Consider the following 19,653-nt stretch of genomic DNA (forward strand, 5'->3'; position numbering starts at 1 on the left):
TGTTTCACTGCGGAGATTTTTCGTTCGAGTCCTGCGGTGCGGGTCGGCCTGCTTTCCTGGTGGGGTCAGGATGGAGAGTCCGCGAGTTGGGTGAGCCGGAAGTCGGGGACAGCGGTGCACCGAATACCGATTCAACAGCAGCGCTTCCGCGCGGGGTGGCTGTGGTCGTCCGTTGGCGTTCTGCTGACCGCGGCGGTGGTCGCGATCTGGATCGCCAGACCCGAGCGCCAGTCGTCCTGCGCGGCGACACATTCGGGCCCGGATATCGGGACCGGCACATCGCGAATGATGGTGGTCAACAGTAGTGCCGGCGGTGCCAACCGGCATCCGGTGGACGCATCGTCACCCACCAAGCCGGGCGAGGCGCGGTACTACTCGTTCGGCCCCGGCGCGGCATGTTCGTTCGCCGGGCTGCCGACCAATGGTTTCTATGTGGGCGTCTCCACTCGGGAATACGGTCACGCGGATCTGTGCGGTGCCTACCTCGATGTGCACGGTCCGCGCGGCGATGTCCGGGTCCTCGTCGCCGACCGCTGCCCAGGATGTGCTCCGGGGCAACTGGATTTGAGCACCGCGGCCTTCGAACAGATCGCGGATCGGTCCGACGGCGTCGCGCAGATCCGCTATTCCGTGGTCCGCGATCCGCTTCCCCCGCCCGAGCTGAGCTACGAGCTCGAGCCGGACTCCTCGGCCTCCTGGCTGGCCATGCAGGTGACCGGATCGGGAAATCCCATCCAGCGGATCGCATTACGGGCCGCGGCGGGCGGTCCGTGGCATGAGCTCGACCGCGGTATGGACAACTACTGGACGATCAGCGGCGCCGGACCGGGACCGTTCTCGGCGCAGGTGACCGATGTCCACGGACATCAGGTGGAGATCACCGGGATCGCCTTGGAGCAGGGCAGGCGATACGCCGGCTTGCAGCTCTACAGCGAGCCCGATCCGGAACCGTCGCCCACGCCGACGCCGGAGAGCACGGCCAAGACACCGCAGTCGCCGTCCAGCGTCGCCGCGACGGGTTGTAGGTCCTAGCGGTCAGCCGAGTTTCGTGGCGAGGGCCCGTCCGGCGGCGCGGCCGGAGAAGATGCAGCCACCGAGGAAGGTGCCCTCCAGCGCGTTGTAGCCGTGCACACCGCCGCCGCCGAATCCGGCGACCTCGCCCGCGGCGTACAGTCCGGGCAGAGGTGTGCCGTCCGGCCGCATTACCTGCGAATCCAGATTGGTCTGCAGCCCGCCGAGGGTCTTGCGGGTCAAGATATTGAGCCGTACCGCGATCAGCGGCCCGTGCGCCGGATCGAGGATGCGATGCGGTTTGGCGACGCGGCCCGCCTTATCGCCGAAGTACTGACGCGCGTTGGTGATGGCCATCAGCTGCGCGTCCTTGGAGTACTTGTTGGCGATATCGCGGTCGCGGGCGAGGATCTGTCGCTCCAACTCGTCGTAGTCCAGCTGTGGGCCGCGCGCGATCTTATTCATGCCATCGACCAACTCGCGCAAGGTATTCGCGACCACGAAGTCGACCCCGTGCTGTTTGAACGCCTCGACCGGACCGGGCGCACCCTTGGCCACCCGGCTCTTGAGGGTGAGCTTGAGATCCTTTCCGGTGATATCCGGATTCTGCTCCGAGCCCGAGAGCGCGAACTCCTTCTCGATGATCGACTGGGTGAGCACGAACCAGGAGTAGTCGTAGCCGGTGGCCAGGATCTCTTTCATCGTCGAATTGGTGTCGAAGCCCGGGAAACACGGTGCGGGCAAACGCTTTCCATTGGCGTCGAACCACAGCGAGGACGGACCGGGGATGATCCGAATGGCGTGATCGGGCCAGATCGGATCCCAGTTGATAATGCCCTCGGTGTAGTGCCACATGCGATCACGATTGACGGAGGCGCCACCCGCGGCCTCGGAGATGGCGAGCATCCGTCCGTCCACATGTGCGGGCACGCCGGAGATCATGGTCTCCGGTGCCGGTCCGAGCCGTTCGATGGGCCAGTTGTGGCGGATCAGCTCGTGATTGTGGCCGATGCCGCCGGAGGTCACGATCACGGCGCTGGCACGGAATTCGAAGTCGCCCAACACATTGCGCGATGACGCGCGACCGCGTGCCAGATCGGTCGGCTCGAGCACACTGCCGCGCACGCCGACGACCGCGCCGTCCTCGACGATCAACTCGTCGACCCGGTGCCGGAAACTGAAGCCGACCAGCCCACGTCGCTCACCCGCGAGTACCGGCTCCTGGAACACCCGCACCACCTCGGGCCCGGTACCCCAGGTGAGATGGAAGCGCGGCACCGAATTGCCGTGGCCATCGGCGAAGGCGCCACCGCGCTCTGCCCAACCGACCAGCGGCGTGACCCGTAAACCCAACTCGTGCAGATAATCCCGCTTCTCGGTGGCCGCGAAGCGCACATAGGCGCGCGCCCACTGGCGGGCCCAGTAGTCCTGATCCTCACGATCGAAACCTGCGGAACCGAACCAATCCTGTAGTGCCAGTTCGTAGGAGTCCTTGATGCCGAGGCGGCGCTGCTCCGGACTGTCCACGAAGAACAGTCCGCCGAGCGACCAGAAGGCCTGGCCGCCGAGATTATTGCGATTCTCCTGGTCCAGCACATGCACCTTGCGGCCGGCCTTGACCAGTTCATGGGTCGCTACGAGCCCGGCCAGGCCCGCGCCGACGACGATGACATCTGCCTCTTGCGTGAATTCGGGACTCGGGTCGGTCATGGTCACCCTTCGGTTTCGGTGCTGTAGGCCAGCACGAGATGGCAGAAAAGGTCGGTGCGTCGCGTGCGCACGGTGCGGCTGCGCGGCTCCATCAGCATCTGAACGGCGGTGCCGTCGTGCACCGCGACCAGGGCCTGACCGAGTGCGACGGGATCCGGTACCGTCCGCCCGACGCGGGTCAGTGCGGCGACGATCGTCGGCATCAGCGCCGCGACGATCGCCTCCTCACGCTCGGCCATCAACTGCCGCAGGCCGGGAGTCCGCAGGGCATGCGAGGTGAACTCGGCGGTAATGCGGAACCAGTCCTCATCGATCGGCACGGCGCGGTCCAACCGCTCGACCGCGGCGCGGATATCGGCGACGTTCTCGACCGAGAAGCCGTCGAGAGTCGTGCGGACACCGGCGATCATGGCGGTCGACCGCTGCTCCCACATAGCCAGGAACAACTCGTCGAGCGAGGTGAAGTTGGAGTAGAAGGCGCCACGGGTGAAGCCCGCCCGTTCGCAGACGCGCTCCACCGTGGCGCGGCCGAAGCCCTCCTCGGCGAAAACCTGATACGCGGCGGTGAGCAGCCGTTTACGGGTCTCGGTGCGACGGCGGGTCACCCGGCGCACCGAGGTATCCGCATCGGTGGTCGGGACCAACGCGCACCTCCTCGGCATCCAATCTGTTCAATACAGAAGTGTATTCAATACAGAAATGTATCAGAAGGCCGACTCACCTTCGATGGAACGGGTGGACCAGCATGGTCAGCGCGGATAATCCGAAGTGACCGTTCCCCTGTCGGTGAGGAGTGACCGGTATGAATGCGAGTGCGGCGACCACGGGCATGACCGGCTGGCGGGTGCGACGGCCGGGACCGATCGATGCCGGTCCGCTCGAATTCGTCCGCGAAGCGGTGCCCGAGCCCGCGGCCGGTGAATTGCTGGTGCGGGTACTTGCCTGCGGGGTGTGTCGCACCGACCTGCATGTTGCCGAGCGGGATCTGCCGGTGCATCGGCCCGGTGTGGTGCCGGGGCACGAGGTAGTGGGGGAGGTGGTGGCGCAGCGGCCGACGGTTGCGTCGGGATCCGCTGAGACACTCGGCTCTTCGGCTCCCGAATTCGCGGTCGGTGATCGCGTCGGCATTGCCTGGTTGCGCCACACCTGCGGCAGCTGCCGATACTGTCTGCGCGGCGCGGAGAATCTCTGCCCGAATTCGGAGTACACGGGCTGGGATGCGGACGGCGGGTACGCCGAATATGCCACTGTCCCAGCGGCTTACGCGCATCGGTTGCCCGCCGGATATAGCGATATGGAAACTGCGCCGCTGCTGTGTGCCGGGATCATCGGCTATCGGGCACTGCAGCGCGCGGATCTGCCCAGGGGTGGACGACTCGGGATCTACGGCTTCGGCGGTAGTGCGCATATCGCCGCACAGGTGGCCATGGCGCGCGGTGCCGAGGTACATGTGATGACCAGGGATTCGGCCGCGCGCGAGTTGGCCGCCGACCTCGGCGCCGCCTCGGTGCAGGGTGCGGCGGATCGGCCTCCGGTGCAATTGGATTCGGCGATCTTGTTCGCGCCGGTCGGCGAGTTGGTGCCGCCCGCGCTGGAAGCTCTCGACCGTGGCGGCATCCTCGCCGTCGCGGGCATCCATCTCAGCGATATCCCCGTCCTGAACTATCAGCGGCACCTGTTCCAGGAGCGCGAGATTCGCTCGGTGACTGCCAATACCCGCGCCGACGCGCGCGAATTCCTCACGCTGGCGGGCGAACACCGCATACATGTGACCACAACGGGGTACTCCCTCGGTACAGCAGATCGAGCCCTCGCGGATCTCGCACACGGACGTTTCACCGGCGCAGCGGTTCTCATCCCATAACCGCCCGAATCATCGTGCGCTGGACCGGATTCCAGGACACGATTCAATGTTGAACTGGTCTCGTTTCAGCTGAGTTGCTTGACGCAACTCACTGCCGTTCTTACCTTCGCGGATATAGCCGAGTGACGCTTGTCGCTGACAAGCGTCACTCGGCTTCTCACAACGGCGTGAGAGGTGATCACGATGGAAATCCGGAAGGTAAGAGTATTCGAGAAGTGGCGGCCGGCACGGGTATTCGCTGTGCTATTGCTCGTCGCCGCGGCGGGCGTGACGACCGGTATCGGCGCGCAGGCACGGGCGGACTGTGCTGCGGTTGATGTGGTCGTCGCCAGAGGCACCGGGGAACCCGGCCGGCTCGGCTCCGTCGTCGGCGATCCGCTGTATGGCACACTGCTGCAAGCGCTTCCGATGAGCAGCAGTGCTTACTGGGTGGACTATCCCGCGGACCTGCTCGACCCGACCTCGCTCAGCCGCGGCACCAAGGACATGACCGACCATGTCATTCGGCAGTCCTACATGTGTCCGGATCAGCAGTTCATCCTGGTCGGCTACTCGCAGGGCGCGGCCGTTGTGCACGGTGTGGTCGGCACCGGCATCGTGACCGCACTGCCCGGAACCTATATGCTCCCAGGCGATCTCGAATGGAAGGTGTCCGCGGTCCTGTTGTTCGGTGATCCGCTCCGGCTGATCGGTTGGGGCGTACCCGGCAACTACGCCTGGAAGACCGCCGATTACTGCACCGGTGGTGATCCGATCTGCGGTGGCGGCATCGACCCGAGCCAGCACACGAACTACGGCTGGGCGTTGTGGCCGGCCGCGGATTTCGCGGCGAGCCGGGTATAACCGGGAAATCCGCGCGGCGGGGTCGAGCACCGACCCCGCCGTCGGTGTGTTCGCGTGAGATTCATGCCGATGGCACCCAGACGTGCGACAGTCGGAGGTATGACAGCGCACCGTCGCATCGGCATGATCATCGCGGGCCTCATGAGTACTGCCCTGGTGGCGGGGTGTGGTATTGCATCGGACAGCAGCCATACCACTTCGACGGCACCGGGAGTGATCCCACTCATCTCGACCGACGATCTGCCCGGCGCGCAGTCGGATGAGGTACATCTGTTCGGCTTCAACGATTTACACGGCAATCTGCAGCCACCAGCGGGTTCGACCGGCAAGATCGCCGGATACGACGCGGGCGGTGCGGCCTATCTCGCCACCCATCTGGCTCGGCTGAAGAAGGCGTATCCGGCCAGTGCGGTGGTGTCGGCGGGCGACAATATCGGCGCGAGCCCGCTGGTGTCCGGACTCTTCCACGACGAGCCGACCATTACCTTCCTGAATTCCATGGGACTGGCCGCCTCCTCGGTGGGCAATCACGAATTCGATAACGGCGTCATCGAATTGGCGCGGCTGCAACAAGGTGGGTGCGCACCCGCCGGATGCTCGCCCGGTGCGCCGTTCGCCGGCGCGAAGTTCCCGTTCCTGGCCGCAAATGTCACCGATGCGGACGGTAAGTTGCCGCCCACGCTGCGGCCGTGGACGTTGCTCGAGGTCGGCGGACACAAGATCGGTGTCATCGGGACGGTGACGCCCGAGACGGCGAGTATCGTTTTCCCGGAAGGTATTCGGGGCTACAGCTTCGGCGATGAGGTCGCGGCGATCAATCGCTATGTCCCCGAGGTGAAATCGGCTGGTGCGCAGACGGTGGTGGCGCTGCTGCACGACGGCGGCGTGCAGAAAACTGCCCAGAATGTGGCGGTCGACTACAACGGCTGCGCGAATATCTCCGCCGCGGTTACCACATTGGCAACCGGTGTCGATCCCGCGGTGCGGGCACTGTTCACCGGACATTCGCACCAACCGTATGTCTGCACCATTGACGGCAAGGTGGTCACCCAGGCCGCCTCCTACGGTCGACTGATCACCGATGTGACCCTGCGCTTCGGCGCCGACGGGGTGCAGGCATCGGCGGTCAACCGGGTGGTGACCCGGGATGTCACGCCGGACGCGGCCACCACCTCCCTCATCGACTTCTATGCCGAGCAGGCCAAGCCGCGCGCGGATCGGCCGGTCGGCATCGCCGCGGCGTCGTTGCCACACGAACCGGCAGGCTCCGGCGAATCCCCGCTCGGTGATGTCATCGCCGATTCGATGCTCTCGGTCACCGCGGCTGCGCCTGCGGCGGCGGTCGCGGCCTTCATGAATCCGGGCGGCGTGCGCACCGATCTGAAGTCCGGTCAGATCAGCTACGGCGATATCTACAGCGTCCAGCCGTTCGGTAATCAAATCGTTACGGTCACCATGACCGGCAGTCAGATCCTCCGTCTGCTCGAACAGCAATGGACGAACGGCAAGGTGACCGTGCTCTCACCCGCTGGCCTCACCTACACCTATGTCGAATCGGGTTCGAAGGGCAACAAGATCGTCGCCGACAGCGTGCGTATCGGCGGCCAACCCCTCGACCCGGTCGCCACGTACCGCATCACCACGAACAGCTTCCTGGCCTCGGGCGGCGACGGTTTCACGGTCTTCACCGAGAGCACCGACAGAACCGTCGGGCCCATAGATCTGGACGCCTTCGAGGCATATCTGCAGGGCCGCCCGCCGCTGGAGTTCCCGCCCGCCCGCGCCGAGAAGCGCTGAGTGCCATCGCCGCAACCTTCGGCCGTGTGGGCAAACGCGGTGTCCTGATTCAGGATTCGCGTTCGAGGATTATCTGAAAACTGTTGTAACACAAAATATTAGCTGCGCTCTTTGGTGACCATTCACACATAGTCAAGGGCCGCAACTCGCTTGTCCCGGGCTAGCTGCGCCGATTAAAGTTACCCGTCAGTAGGGCGATGGTGTTCCTGCGTTGGCTCAGCAACCCTGTTGGCTGTAGCCGAATCAATGATGTCCGCATTCACTGCTGCATGCCGGGCGCGCTTGTGTGACAAATCAATTCGAGTGCGACAGCAGGAGGAAATGCGATGACGACTTTCATCGTGACGGGCGGCACCGGATTCTTGGGCCGGCGGGTCGTTCAGGAACTTCTGGCGGCCGATTCCGAAGCCATTGTGCATGTACTGGTTCGCACCGCGTCGGTGGCGAAATTCGGTGAACTCACCGCGGGCTGGACCGGTGGTGAACGCGCCTTTCCGATGCTCGGCGATCTGACCGCCGAAGGTCTCGGTTTGATCGAGGATGCGCCCAAGGCCGACCATGTGATCCACCTCGGTGCGGTCTACGACATGACCGCCGATGAGGAGACCGCGCATGCGGTCAATGTCGCGGGCACGCGCGCAGTGCTGGAACTGGCCCGCGAATTGGGCGCGGTGCTGCACCACGTCTCCTCGGTGGCCGTCGCCGGCGACCACAAGGGCAAATTCTTCGAGGAGGATTTCGACCTTGGCCAGCGGCTGACCTCGCCGTATCACCGGACCAAATTCGCTGCGGAGCGACTGGTTCGCGAATCCGAGGGGGTGCGCTGGCGGGTGTACCGGCCAGCGATCGTGGTCGGTGATTCGCGCACCGGTGAGATGGACAAGATCGACGGTCCGTACTACTTCTTTCCGGCCATCTCGCGCCTCGGCGCGCTGCCGGCCGACCTGCCGATGCTGCTGCCGGATCTAGGCGCGACCAATATCGTTCCGGTCGACTATGTGGCGGGTGCGATGGTCGAGTTGGTGCGCCGCAAGGGGCTGGACAGACGTACATTCCACCTGGTCAACCCGCAACCGCAGCCGTTCGGCGAGATCTACGGTGCGCTCGCGGCCGCAGCGGGTGCGCCGAGCGGAATCGGCACAGTGCCCGGCAGCGGACTCGCGCTCAACGCTCTCGCGCATATCCCGGGCGTCGCGACGGTGCGCGATTTCCTGTTGGAGCAGTTGGGAATTCCGGCCGAGGTCGCACCGCACACCTCGTTCGCGGCGGAATTCGTCTCCGATTCCACGCGGGCGCAGTTGCGCGGCACGGGTGTGGCGGTGCCCTCGTTCGACAGCTACGCCGAGCGGCTGTGGCGGTACTGGGCTGAGCACCTGGACCCGAACCGGGATCGGCCCGGCGACAGTGGTGATCCGCTGGACGGGCGTGTCGTCCTGATTACCGGAGCGTCTTCGGGCATCGGCTTGGCCACCGCCCATGCCCTCGCGCAGCGCGGTGCGACCGTGCTGATGGTGGCGCGTGGTGTCGACGACCTGCACGCCGCGGCCGATTCGGTGCGGGCCGAAGGTGGTGTCGCGCATGCCTATCCGTGCGATATCACCGATTCCGACGGCGTGGACGATGTGGTCGCCGCAGTACTCGCCGATCACGGTCATGTCGATTATCTGGTGAACAATGCGGGGCGGTCGATCCGTCGATCGGTGGTGAATTCCACCGACCGCATGCACGATTTCGAGCGGACCATGGCGGTCAATTACTTCGGTGCGGTGCGACTCATTCTCGCGCTGCTGCCGTCGATGCGGGCGCGGCGTTTCGGACATATCGTGAATATCTCCTCGATCGCCGTGCAGACCAAGGTGCCGCGCTTCGCCGCGTATGTGGCGAGCAAATCCGCACTGGACAACTTCAGCGAGATTGCCGCCGTCGAAAATCGGGATGCGGGAATCACTTTCACCTCGGTGCGCATGCCATTGGTGCGTACTCCGATGATCGCGCCGACCGATCTATACCGCTCGCTGCCGGTGCCGGATCCGGACCGTGCCGCCGCCATCGTGGTGCGCGCCGTCGAGGACCGCCCGCATCGCATCGACACCCCGGTCGGCACCTTCGCCCAGGCGGTCGAACTGCTGATGCCGTCGGTCAAGCGGACGATCATGCACCAGGGGTTTCGCTGGTTCGGTGAATCGCGTGCGGCACAGGGGAAGCAGACGGTGGCGCCGGCCGCTGCCGACGAGAGGGATCAGGACTCCGGTCGTAACGCGCTGTCCTATCTCGCACCTGTGGTACTGCCGCTGATGGCATTGCCCAGCCCAGCTGCGCGGGTCACCCGCGTAATCCCCGGCCTACAGTGGTGAGCGCGCCATGATGGGCCGATGGCCGAGGATCGCAGCATGGGTACCGTCAAGTTCTTCGAGGCGGAGCAGGGGTGGGGTGCGATCGCCTCACCCGATCTGCCGCCGGGATGCGATGCCTGGGTCCACTTCAGCTCCATCGACGGCGATGAGTTCCGGATATTGACCGAGGGGGACCGCGTCGAGTTCAGATACGAGCAGGCGCAGCAGGACGGTTTCCGGTACCGGGCGACATGGGTAAGGAAGTTCTGACGGCGTAAGCGGCCGCGGTCGTGGGATGTTCGCCTTGGTGTGGATGAGGGGTGTTTCGCATTCTGGCCGTGTCGGCCGGCCGTATTTTCTGCGGCGTAGGTGCGGTCCAGTACCCGTGTCGTGACGAATCCTGGGACATGGGGACCGTTGAACTCGTGGCAGGGATAACGGTCGTGAGAGTCGTAGGAATGGTGTGGGTCAGTTCGATCGGTTGACCGATGAATTTTTGTCGGCCCTCCAGCTTCTGGCGAAGCTGTCGGCGGGAGGTGGTGGGATGACCGCCTTGTGCGGCGCCTGTGTGCGGGTGCTGCCGGTGCAGCGTGCCGCGATCTTGATCCGCGAGCGCGATGCCGGGCTGCAGCCGTGGGCCGCAACTGATTCGGTGGCGGCGTGGGTGGAGGCGGTGCAGGCCACCGCGGGACAGGGGCCGGCCGTGGACGCCGTCGCCGCCGGTGTGCCGGTGCTGGTGGCCGATCTGGCCGAAACCGATATGCGGTGGCCGGGTTTCGCCGATGAATTGAACCGGGTCGAGGTGGCGGGATCGATGGTCGCGGTGCCGTTACAGCTAGGGGTGGTGCGTTTCGGCGTGCTCGATCTGTACCGGGCCGGGCCGGGCAAGCTGGAACCCTATGTGATCTCGGCGGGGCTGCATATCGCCGATCTGGTCATCGCGCAATTGGTGGCCGGATCGGCGAAATCCGTGCACTCCGCCAGGCAATGGTGGGATCAGCCGCTGACCAGTCGCACGATCCATCAGGCTGCCGGAATCGTGCTCGCGCAATTGGACATTCGCGCGCCGGACGCGTATGCGCGTATGCGCGCCTATGCCTTCGCGCACGGGCTGTCGCTGGCCGAGGTCGCGGCGCTGGTCGTGGCCAACCGGATCCGCTTCGATACCTGACTCAGTCTGCCGCTTCAGCTCCCGGATCGATGCGCCCCTCGACGATGTCACCGGCGATATCGGTGAGCCGCCGTCCGGTGGCGCGGGCATGTTCGCGCATGAGCTGGAAGGCCTGATCCATATCCAGGTCGCCACGCTCGACGAGCACACCCTTGGCCTGCTCGATGGTGACGCGCGAGTTCAGCGCGGTCGGCAACTGCGCCTGGATTGTCGCGTCCTGCGCGAGCAGCACATGATGCGCTATGCCGACGGCCGCGATATCGGCGAGGATCTGCCCGATGCGCAGATCCTGCTGCCCAAGCGCGGTGGCCGAGGCGGCGAGAATCGTGAGCGCGCCGATGCTGTCGCGATGCAGCCGCAATGGCACGGCATAGGCGCAGCGATATCCCGCGGCCGCCGCCGCGGGTGCGAACCCCGGCCACCGGTCCGTGGCGGCCCGCAGATCGGGGACCGATACCGCGGTCTTGTGCCGATAGGCATGCAGGCTCGGCCCGTCGCGCTGTAACAACTCGAGCAGCCGCAGCGACTCGTTGGTTGAGGCGAATACCTGTAGCTCACCGCGTTGGTCGGCCAGCAACAATCCGGCATCGGTCGCGCTGGTGATTTCGGTACAGGTCTCGAGCAGTTGCTGACATTGTTCGACGACGTCGAAATCGCCCGCCAGCGAGTCGACCGTGCGTACAAGTGATCGTAATAACGGGATCGAATCCGGCAGCGGTTCGGAGGATCGGTCATGCCGCCGATTGTCGAATGCGAGCGCCAATGCAGTCTCCCGGTCGCGGTGATTTTTACTCGCCGCAATGCGGCACATTTAGCGGAGAGAATTCGGCGTAAACGAGCCTGATGGGTACATCATCGGGCACGGTCGAGGTGGAGCCTGTCGTCCATGGTGACATCCAGATACTGGTCATGTCGACCACTATCGCCAGGCCGATCCTGGAATTCGATGGGTAGCTGGACAATTCGAATGAAGCATGGTCGTGTCGAAATTGTGGTGTGTGACTTCGCTCAGCCATATCATTGAAATGTCAGCAAGTGCGGGACCAGAGCGGACGAACGACTTTCGCGCATGCGGGGTGATTGGCGTGTCTGACAACGAGGTGCTGGTCGCCGCGGCAACGCGGCTAGCCGAACTGCTTCCTGCGATGGGTGACACAGCAGAGATGGTTCGCCAGCTGATGAATAGCGCGATTGCCGCGCTGGATCTGGTCGGTTGCACCGTTACGCTGATGCCGAACGAAACGCTCACGCCCGATGAGCAATCTCGCATGGCGGCCGCCGCTCCGGACGAGCTGGTGGCCATCGAACTCTGTCAGCATCGCAGCGAACGCGGTCCGAGCGTGGACGCGTTCCGATCCAGCAAACCTGTCGCGATCGACGATATCGGTCGACACCGCGAGCGTTGGCCGGAGTTCGCCGCCGAGGCCGTCCGGCATGGGTTGTCATCGGTGGCCGAGATCCCGATGCGGGCCGGTGAGACCACAGTCGGCGCGCTCGGCCTGTACAGTCCGAGCCCGCGCGTCTGGACCGATCAGGATCTTTCGGTGGGCGGACTGCTGGCGAGCATGGCGACCGGCCACATCCTCAGTTCCAACGTGCTGCGTCGTCAGCAGCGATTGACCGCGCAGTTGCAGCGTGCGCTGGATTCGCGGATCGTCATCGAACAGGCGAAGGGTGTGATCGCCAATGCCAGGCGTACCACGCCGGAGATCGCATTCGAGCTGATCCGTACGCATGCACGCAAGAATCGGGTCGCCGTACACGCGGTGGCGAAAGGGATCGTCGAACTCGGCCTGCGCGTCTGAGTAAACCTACTGCCTGCCAGAAAGTGCATGGACATGTGCACGGGGCGAGGTAATGTGAAGTTGGACCATCGGCCCCAGTCCCCGGCCGGATCCCGTTCTCCGACAATCCGTCCATGCTCTCGACGGTCTGCTTTGGCGCAGCTTCATTCGTCGAATCGAACTTGCTAGTTGCATCACCGGCTTGTCTGGGGGCAATCGTGATCCTGCTCGTGTCATCTCGGCCTGAACGCATTTCGTATCGGTCCGAACGAATTCCAACCCCTGTGCGGTCCGTAGCTCATCCCGTTCGTGATCCGATTGATATCGAATCCGATGGTGTCGATGCTGAATTGGTACATCGCATCGGCGACGGCGATCAAGAGGCTTTCGCGCAGTTCTACCGCCGCACCCGCGGTCTGGTATACCGGCGTGTCCTGGCGATCGTCCGTGACCGCGGGTACGCCGAAGAGACCTGTCACGACGTCTACCTCGAGGTGTTGCGCTGTGCTATCGGGTTCGACGAGCGCCGCGGTTCCGTGCTCACCTGGTTGCGCATGCTGGCCCATCGCCAGGCCGTGGACCGGGTCCGGCACGAGCGCGCCACCACGGACCACAATCACTCCTGGGGCAGTCGCGATTATCAGCCCCCGGCCGATGTCGTGGCCGAGGAGGCAGTGCGTCACGACGAAAGGGATGCCCTGCGTCGCAGCCTCACTCATCTGACCGCACTCCAGCACGAATCCATCGCACTCGCGTACTACTCCGGACTCAGCTATCCCGAGGTGGCGGCGCGTCTCGGCGTCGGTCTCCCCACGGTCAAATCCCGGATCCGGGCGGGCCTGGAACACCTGAGAACCGACCTATCGGAATCGCCCAACTAGGGCTCGGCCGACTGCCCGTGTCGACGTGCCCTGCTCAAATGCCTTGCGGTACAAACTCACCGCCTCGCGGCACGCCTAATGGTTTGGGCGATATCGGATTCGGTATGCGCGGCCGGGGTGACGAAGAACTGGCCGAGTACACCGCGGCCAACAGTTCCTGGCGGAACAGCGTGCGAATTTCCTGAGACTCGAGGACGCCGGTCGTGTCGGCTACCGCACCGCCACCGACGCCGTGGTCCTGCGCGGTCCAAACCACCTCACCCGCACCGAGGGCATCATTCCCGCCCCCGAATCCGCCCATGCCGTCGGCTATGTTCTCGATCGCCTGAAATGGGGTGGCGATCCGATACCGAAACTGCGCGAACACCTTTCGGCCGCGGAACTGGCCCGCGTCGACTGACCGCTCGCCGAGGCGATCGCCACCATGGATGAGCCGACCTTGCGGCGGCTGGCTCGCCGATGCGCGGTCAAGGCCTGTGAGTTGGCTGGTATCGCCGAAAGGCCGTGGGTGGCAAAGGGCATTGGTGGCATTGTGTGAAGGCCGACCGCGATCGGCAAGATCATTCGCAAGTACAGCCTCGACGAGTACCTCAGTTCATCAATGTGCTGCGCGGTGCGATGAGCCTGGTCGGCCCGCGTCCGCAGGTGCGGCGCGAGGCCGACAGCTACGACGGGAGACGCAGGCTGCTGGTGCGGCCGGGCGTCACCGGTCTGTGGTGGGTGAGCGGGCGTTCGGATCTCTCGCTCGGGGATGCGGTGCGTCTCGACCTGTCCTATGTCGAGAACTAGTCGATGATCCTGGATCCGCTGTTGATCACCCAGACGATCGGCGCGGTCGCGCGCGGGGAGGGTGCGTATTGAACCGCGCTGATCAGCAGGGACGGCGTGCCGGGAACTCGGCGGCGAGTTCGGCGAATACGGCGGTATTCAGCGCGAAGGCCCGCTGTCCCTCGTCGAGCACCCGGCGCCGCTCGAGCTCGTCGAGCGGCAATTGGTCGAGCAGTCCGCGGTATTCGCGTTTGAAGGCCGCCGGATTGCCGAGCGCGTCGAAGACGTAGAAGCGCACACCGTCGCCGCGATGCGGGAGATTCCACAACTTCTCGGCGGTGCCCCGGATGACCTGGCCGCCCGAGAGGTCGCCGAGATAGCGGGTGTAGTGGTGCGCGATATACCCGGCGGGCCATTCGCGGGCGCATTCATCGATGCGGGCGGCGTAGGCGGCCGTGGCGGGCAACGCTTGGAGGGCAGCACGCCAGTCGGTGCCGATGAGGTGCGCGAGGTCGCGTTCCAGTTCCGCGGTCCTGGCCAGTTCGGGACGGATGAACGGACCCACGATCGGATCGTCGGCCAATGCGTTCCAGTGGTCTTCCAAGGCCCGGTAGATGAACCAGAGTTGGGTCGTGTAGCGGTGGTAGGAGTCGATGCCGAGTTCGCCGCCGAGCATGTCACTGATGAACGAGGAGTTCTCCGCATCTTCGTGCTGTTGTGCGGTGGCGGTGCGGATTGCCGTGGAGAACGGGACTGCATCCGACATTTCTGGACCACCTCACTCATGTCGACGGGGCTGGTGCAACAGCTTTGGGCATCCTAACCGATCCGTAAGGCGTCATGATCGACGACCGAATTCGCGACGCGTCGAAAGGCGCGGCGGCCGGCGTCGGCGCACGATGACCGGTCGGCGGATCGAACCGAATCGGCTCAGGATGCGCGGTCTGCGCACGGTGCGGTCGAACCACTCGCCGAGGGTGACCCCCGCCGCCAGCGCACAGCCGACGCCGACCGCCGCAAGGACCTGATTGGCTCCGATCAACAGCTCGTCGTTGAGCAGGGCAGAGAGTCCGCGATACACCTTGAGGCCCGGCAGCAGCGGGGTAATACCCGCGACCGCGACGACCAGCGGGGGAGTCAATGCCCGGCGCGCCATCAGGCCACCGGCCAGACCGACCAGCGTCGCGGCGACCGCGGAGGAGATCACCGGACCGAAGCCCAAATGTTGCACGAGCAGAAAACAGATGGTGCCCGCGGCACCGCCGAATGCGGCCGCGGCGAGCGCGCGGCGTTCGGCGTAGCAGGCGAGTGCGAACGCCAGCGCCGCCACCGCACCGGCCGCGATCTTGATCGGCAGATCGGTGATATCGCGGCTCGAGGTCAGATAGACCGGCGGGATTGTGGCGCCGAGGATATCGCCGACCCGCAATGCCAATGCGATGCCCGCGATAATGCCGCCGGTCATCATCATGACCTCGAGCATCCGGGCAGTCGCGGTGATCGGCGCGCCGGTTATCGCGTCCTGTACCGCGCCGACCAGCTGCAACCCACTGAGCAGCACGGTGATTCCAGCCGCGATGATCAGTGTCGGGTCGACATCGATAGGTAGGGTTGCCGCGAGGGTGGCCAGTAGCAGCGCCGGTGTCGCGGCGATCGCGCCGCCGGCCACATGCTGGAAGAAGAACGGCAGCCCGTAGCGATTCAGGATCCGGTTTACGCGGTCGATGGCCAGGGTGGTGCCGAAGCTGACCGCGGCGGCCAGCCAGCCGCCGCCGAGCAGCGCTGCGATCGATGCTGCGAGTAGCGACCAGCCGAAGGTGGCGACCCAGCGGTAGTACGGATGCGGCGCGGAGGTGATCGCGTCCAGGCGGGCGCGGGCGTCCGCGGGGGAAACGACCTCATTGCGGATGCGGCGGGTCAGCCGGTCGACCGCGGCGAGGCGGGTGAAGTCAAGGGAGCGGTACTTGACCACCCGCATGGTGCTGGCGGGCGGCAGCATCGGGCCGCGGTCGGCCCAGATCCTGATCGCGTCGTAGGTGACATCGATATGGCATCGGGACAGGCCATAGGTGGCGGCGATGAAGCGCACCTGGGTCGTCGTGTCGTTGACACCCGTACCAGAGGCGAGCACGACCTCGCCCACTCGCACGGCGAGCTCGAGTACCTCCGCGACGCGGGCATCGTCGGTGAGGTCGATGGGCTGCAGCGGGGTCGGCGCGGCGACGATGGTGTCGGCGGTGGCCGGACGGTCGGCGACCAACAGATCGACTGCCTGTTTGACGACCGGAATGCGGGGTGCGCGGAGGAAGCGCAATCGTGGCCGCCTGGCCGCCTGATCGCTCGGGACGGTGTCGTCTCCTCCAGGAAATGTATCCGGACCCATGTGCGAGACCGTAGTCACCTGAGGCCTTGGTTCGCATCCGTGGTGGTCCACGAGATCAGATCGGGGGCTGGACCGCTGTCCGGACACTTGGTCGAAGCCGCCGAAGGTGATAGAACTTGTTCTAATTTGCTGGTTTTTCGAGCGACCCGCAAGCAGTAGTAAGCGAATGGGAGCGCGCACAGTGCGGTACGGAATTGTGTTGTTCACCAGTGACCGGGGCATTACGCCCGCCGATGCGGCCGCCGCCGCCGAACAAGCCGGATTCGACGCCTTCTACGTGCCCGAACACACCCATATCCCCGTGGTTCGGGCGGCCGCGCATCCGCGCACCGGGGATGCGAGCCTGCCCGACGACCGGTATCTGCGCACGCTGGACCCCTGGGTCGCGCTGGCCACCGCGGCGTCGGTCACCAGTCGAATCACCCTGTCCACCGCGGTCGCCCTACCCGCCGAACATCATCCGATCACGCTGGCCAAAACCCTCGCCTCGCTTGATCATCTGTCCGGCGGCCGGGTGAGCCTCGGCGTCGGTTTCGGTTGGAATACCGACGAAATGGCGCATCACGGGGTGCCGGCGAATAAGCGCAGGACGGTATTGCGTGAACATCTGGATGCCATGCGTGCGTTGTGGTCGGAGGAAGAGGCCAGCTTCGCAGGGCAATTCGTGAATTTCGGGCCGAGCTGGTCCTGGCCCAAGCCGGTGCAGAAACGGATTCCGGTGATTCTCGGCGCGGCCGGGACCGAGCAGTCGTTCACCTGGCTGGCCAAGAATGCGGACGGCTGGCTCACCACCCCCACCGAGGACAGCCTCGGGGCGAAGATCGAACTGCTGCGCCGGATTTGGCGCGAACGCGAGCGCCAGGGCAGCCCGGACATCGTCGCGCTGGCCGGACGTCACGATGCGGCGCAGCTCGCGCAATGGGCCGAACTGGGTGTCACCGAAGCGGTTTTCGGTCTGCCGGATCGCGATGCAGACGACGTGCGCGCATACCTGACCCGCCTCGCCGGGAAGCTCGGCATCGAAGGGGCCCGCTGACTCCGACCGGTGTCAGCGGGCCTTCCGCTAACCGCGTCGTCTACGTGCGACGAGCCATCCGATCAGCACACCGGCGACGCCGATAACCCCGACACCGATCACGGTGATCACGATCAATCCGGTCGACGAATTCGACTCGGACGCCCGCGATTCCGCCACCGCGGGAGCCGCGCCGGGCGCGCGGCTCGTCGGCGTTTTCACGCCGGTCGAATTCTCACCGAAAACACCGTCGCCGATGGTGCTCGCGTACTTCGGACCGCTCTCCTCGGTATCGGTGACGGTGAGCTCCACTTGCACCGGCACCGGGCGGTTTTCACCCTTTCCGAAGGTCGAGCCGAGTTTGACGGCGATGTAGTACCAACCGGCACCCGCCACGCGCCGTGACTCCAACTGTTCGGCCTTGCGATTGTTGTACCGAATCGGCACGGTGGCTATCGCCTTATTCGTCGGCAGTAGCCCCTCGGTGCCGGTATAAGACGCGAAGTCCGAATCGATCTCTTCGCGGATCGGGTTGTAAAGGCTGGTTCGGATATTGGACAGATTGTCGAGTCCGCGACTGCCATTGGCCCCGAACCGAACTCGATACGCCAGGCCCTGACCCCAGTCCAATCTGACGCGATAGAACACGAATTCACCCGGCTGGAGCGTATCGGTGTAGCGACCGCTGCCCGGCAGTGTTCCGGCCACGGTGAACGATGAGCCGCCGGATACGGATGTATCCGTACCGCTCGGTTCGACGAAGGTTGTCGGCGGTCCGATCGCGACCGGACCGGCGTCGGTCACCGCGGGTTCGATACCGACGATCAGTTCGATCGGAAGTCGTTCCGGCACACCGGCGGACGCCTTCTCCCAGGTCAGTTGGAAGTAGTAGCGGCCGCCGCCCGTGCACTTGCCGGAGCCGCCCTTACTTTCCTTGGTCGCACCGTCGAAGGCCTTGGCCACGGTGAGCGCGACACCGTCGCTGGATTTGATGGATGTCTCGAATTCGAAGACATTGCAGTCCGCACCGTCCGCCCCGTAGACCCGCATTTGCAGCGAGTTCAGATCGTCGGTCGAGGCGATATCGGGCAGGCGTGGAAAGGAAAGGGTGCCACTGAAATACGCGGTCGCACCCGCCGGGATATCGACTGCCCAGTACCGCTTTTCCCGCTGCCCGATGGTGTCCAGATACTGACCCGGGGTGGCGACCGGCGCCGCACCGTAGGTCGGAGCGCCGGTGATAGGTATGCCGACGGCGTGGTAATTGCGCAGGGCAGCCGACGATATGCGCGGCAGCGTCCGTTCGAGTGCCGGACCGTCGGCGGCATCGCTGTAGGTACCGCCGGTGGCCTGCGCCATGCAGGTCAGCTGGGCGCGGGCCTTGGCGTCGACGGCGAATCCGATGGTGTGCACGATGAGATCGAGCCCCTGCTGTTTCAATTCGCGCGCGACTTCACAGGGTTCGGGTGGGGAGCAGGTGTCGTCGCCGTCGGAGACGAGAACGATCGAGCGCGGGCCCGATTTGGGCAGCGTCTCGGCGGCTTGGTGCAGTGCGGTGCCCATCGGCGTCCAGCCACTGGCCTTGATTCCGTCGACGGCGCTGGTCAATGCGGTCCGGTCGAGAGTTTCGGGTTTGTGCAGGACACGGACGTCACGGCAGCCGGATGTCTTCTCCGCCTCGGTATTTCCGGTGCTCGTGCCGTAAACGGTCAGTCCCACTTCGGATTCCGCGGGTGCGGAGTCGACGAAGTTTCGCACGGCATTCTTGGCGGCATCCATCATGGTGCCCGCCGGATCGGGGCGCTGCATGGAGCCGGATGCGTCCAGGATGAGCATGGTCGGCGCGTACTGCGGGTTGTCCGGACGCTGCTGTGCCTGCGCGGGCAGCGCCGCCACGGCAAGTCCGAGTAAACCCGCCGCAGTTGCCGCGGTCAGTCGGATAAAGCGCTGGGTAATTCTCGACATAGGCCTCGTCTGCTTATTTCGCTTTGATAACGAATTAGATGTTACCCAAAGCTATCTGGTCTTCCCATTCGTGAAACGCGCACTGGCATTACTGATCCGCGGTCTCGACTGATCAAGGTGTTACCGGT

At 64.9% G+C, this 19,653-nt stretch carries 17 protein-coding genes and 1 pseudogene; 12 read left to right on the forward strand and 6 right to left on the reverse strand.

The genetic code is table 11. The features are described 5' to 3' along the window. Nucleotides 1-90 precede the first annotated feature (90 nt). Nucleotides 91-1,032 (forward strand): expansin EXLX1 family cellulose-binding protein, encoded by a 942-nt coding sequence (locus AB0L63_RS04790; RefSeq protein ID WP_364494652.1) that lies wholly within the window; start codon nucleotides 91-93, stop codon nucleotides 1,030-1,032. Nucleotides 1,033-1,035: 3 nt separating this feature from the next. Here the strand turns inward: AB0L63_RS04790 and AB0L63_RS04795 are convergent, their stop codons facing one another. Together AB0L63_RS04795 and AB0L63_RS04800 are read right to left on the reverse strand one after the other, a co-directional pair. Beyond that, nucleotides 1,036-2,721 (reverse strand): FAD-binding dehydrogenase, encoded by a 1,686-nt coding sequence (locus AB0L63_RS04795; RefSeq protein WP_364494655.1) that lies wholly within the window; start codon nucleotides 2,719-2,721, stop codon nucleotides 1,036-1,038. Nucleotides 2,722-2,723: 2 nt separating this feature from the next. Beyond that, nucleotides 2,724-3,365, reverse strand: a complete 642-nt coding sequence (locus AB0L63_RS04800) for a TetR/AcrR family transcriptional regulator (RefSeq protein WP_364494658.1) — start codon at nucleotides 3,363-3,365, stop codon at nucleotides 2,724-2,726. A 185-nt stretch (nucleotides 3,366-3,550) separates the two neighbouring features. On the opposite strand from AB0L63_RS04800, the gene AB0L63_RS04805 reads away from it, so the two are divergent. The 6 genes from AB0L63_RS04805 to AB0L63_RS04830 all read left to right on the forward strand — a co-directional run bounded on the left by AB0L63_RS04805 (nucleotide 3,551) and on the right by AB0L63_RS04830 (nucleotide 10,729). Next, on the forward strand, nucleotides 3,551-4,585 hold the full coding sequence (locus AB0L63_RS04805) for a zinc-binding alcohol dehydrogenase family protein (RefSeq protein WP_364495633.1): 1,035 nt from the start codon (nucleotides 3,551-3,553) through the stop codon (nucleotides 4,583-4,585). Between the two features lie 183 nt (nucleotides 4,586-4,768). After that, entirely contained in the window at nucleotides 4,769-5,428 is a 660-nt protein-coding gene (locus AB0L63_RS04810) for a cutinase family protein (RefSeq protein WP_364494661.1), read from the forward strand. 99 nt (nucleotides 5,429-5,527) lie between these two features. After that, nucleotides 5,528-7,225 (forward strand): 5'-nucleotidase C-terminal domain-containing protein, encoded by a 1,698-nt coding sequence (locus AB0L63_RS04815; protein WP_364494664.1) that lies wholly within the window; start codon nucleotides 5,528-5,530, stop codon nucleotides 7,223-7,225. Nucleotides 7,226-7,551: 326 nt separating this feature from the next. Next, nucleotides 7,552-9,579 (forward strand): SDR family oxidoreductase, encoded by a 2,028-nt coding sequence (locus tag AB0L63_RS04820; RefSeq protein WP_364494668.1) that lies wholly within the window; start codon nucleotides 7,552-7,554, stop codon nucleotides 9,577-9,579. 36 nt (nucleotides 9,580-9,615) lie between these two features. Next, nucleotides 9,616-9,828 (forward strand): cold shock domain-containing protein, encoded by a 213-nt coding sequence (locus tag AB0L63_RS04825; protein WP_364494671.1) that lies wholly within the window; start codon nucleotides 9,616-9,618, stop codon nucleotides 9,826-9,828. Nucleotides 9,829-10,102: 274 nt separating this feature from the next. Then, a complete protein-coding gene (locus tag AB0L63_RS04830; protein ID WP_364494674.1) occupies nucleotides 10,103-10,729 on the forward strand; it encodes a GAF and ANTAR domain-containing protein in 627 nt (208 codons plus the stop codon). Nucleotide 10,730: 1 nt separating this feature from the next. Here the strand turns inward: AB0L63_RS04830 and AB0L63_RS04835 are convergent, their stop codons facing one another. Beyond that, nucleotides 10,731-11,492 (reverse strand): GAF and ANTAR domain-containing protein, encoded by a 762-nt coding sequence (locus tag AB0L63_RS04835; protein ID WP_364494677.1) that lies wholly within the window; start codon nucleotides 11,490-11,492, stop codon nucleotides 10,731-10,733. Nucleotides 11,493-11,814: 322 nt separating this feature from the next. Here AB0L63_RS04835 and AB0L63_RS04840 point away from each other — a divergent pair, with 322 nt between their 5' ends. From AB0L63_RS04840 to AB0L63_RS04855, 4 genes and pseudogenes are all read left to right on the forward strand, one after another. Continuing rightward, a complete protein-coding gene (locus tag AB0L63_RS04840; RefSeq protein ID WP_364494680.1) occupies nucleotides 11,815-12,534 on the forward strand; it encodes a GAF and ANTAR domain-containing protein in 720 nt (239 codons plus the stop codon). Between the two features lie 329 nt (nucleotides 12,535-12,863). Further along, nucleotides 12,864-13,394 (forward strand): sigma-70 family RNA polymerase sigma factor, encoded by a 531-nt coding sequence (locus tag AB0L63_RS04845; RefSeq protein ID WP_364494683.1) that lies wholly within the window; start codon nucleotides 12,864-12,866, stop codon nucleotides 13,392-13,394. Nucleotides 13,395-13,626: 232 nt separating this feature from the next. Then, the gene (locus AB0L63_RS04850; RefSeq protein WP_364494686.1) at nucleotides 13,627-13,794 is read left to right on the forward strand and encodes a hypothetical protein; all 168 of its coding nucleotides are present in this window, start codon (nucleotides 13,627-13,629) and stop codon (nucleotides 13,792-13,794) included. Nucleotides 13,795-13,932: 138 nt separating this feature from the next. Continuing rightward, a pseudogene (locus AB0L63_RS04855) lies at nucleotides 13,933-14,255 on the forward strand (sugar transferase); the annotation flags it as partial. Nucleotides 14,256-14,265: 10 nt separating this feature from the next. Here AB0L63_RS04855 and AB0L63_RS04860 read toward each other — a convergent pair. Both AB0L63_RS04860 and AB0L63_RS04865 read right to left on the reverse strand, forming a co-directional pair. Further along, entirely contained in the window at nucleotides 14,266-14,928 is a 663-nt protein-coding gene (locus tag AB0L63_RS04860; RefSeq protein ID WP_364494689.1) for a biliverdin-producing heme oxygenase, read from the reverse strand. Between the two features lie 72 nt (nucleotides 14,929-15,000). After that, a complete protein-coding gene (locus tag AB0L63_RS04865) occupies nucleotides 15,001-16,545 on the reverse strand; it encodes a threonine/serine exporter family protein (RefSeq protein WP_364494692.1) in 1,545 nt (514 codons plus the stop codon). A gap of 181 nt (nucleotides 16,546-16,726) precedes the next feature. Between AB0L63_RS04865 and AB0L63_RS04870 the strand changes: the two genes are divergently transcribed. Further along, on the forward strand, nucleotides 16,727-17,581 hold the full coding sequence (locus AB0L63_RS04870) for an LLM class F420-dependent oxidoreductase (protein WP_364495635.1): 855 nt from the start codon (nucleotides 16,727-16,729) through the stop codon (nucleotides 17,579-17,581). Nucleotides 17,582-17,608: 27 nt separating this feature from the next. On the opposite strand, the gene AB0L63_RS04875 is transcribed toward AB0L63_RS04870, so the two are convergent. Then, the gene (locus tag AB0L63_RS04875) at nucleotides 17,609-19,525 is read right to left on the reverse strand and encodes a VWA domain-containing protein (protein ID WP_364494695.1); all 1,917 of its coding nucleotides are present in this window, start codon (nucleotides 19,523-19,525) and stop codon (nucleotides 17,609-17,611) included. Nucleotides 19,526-19,653: the final 128 nt, after the last annotated feature.

This window comes from Nocardia sp. NPDC051990 (assembly GCF_040680755.1).
Taxonomy (GTDB): Bacteria; Actinomycetota; Actinomycetes; order Mycobacteriales; family Mycobacteriaceae; genus Nocardia.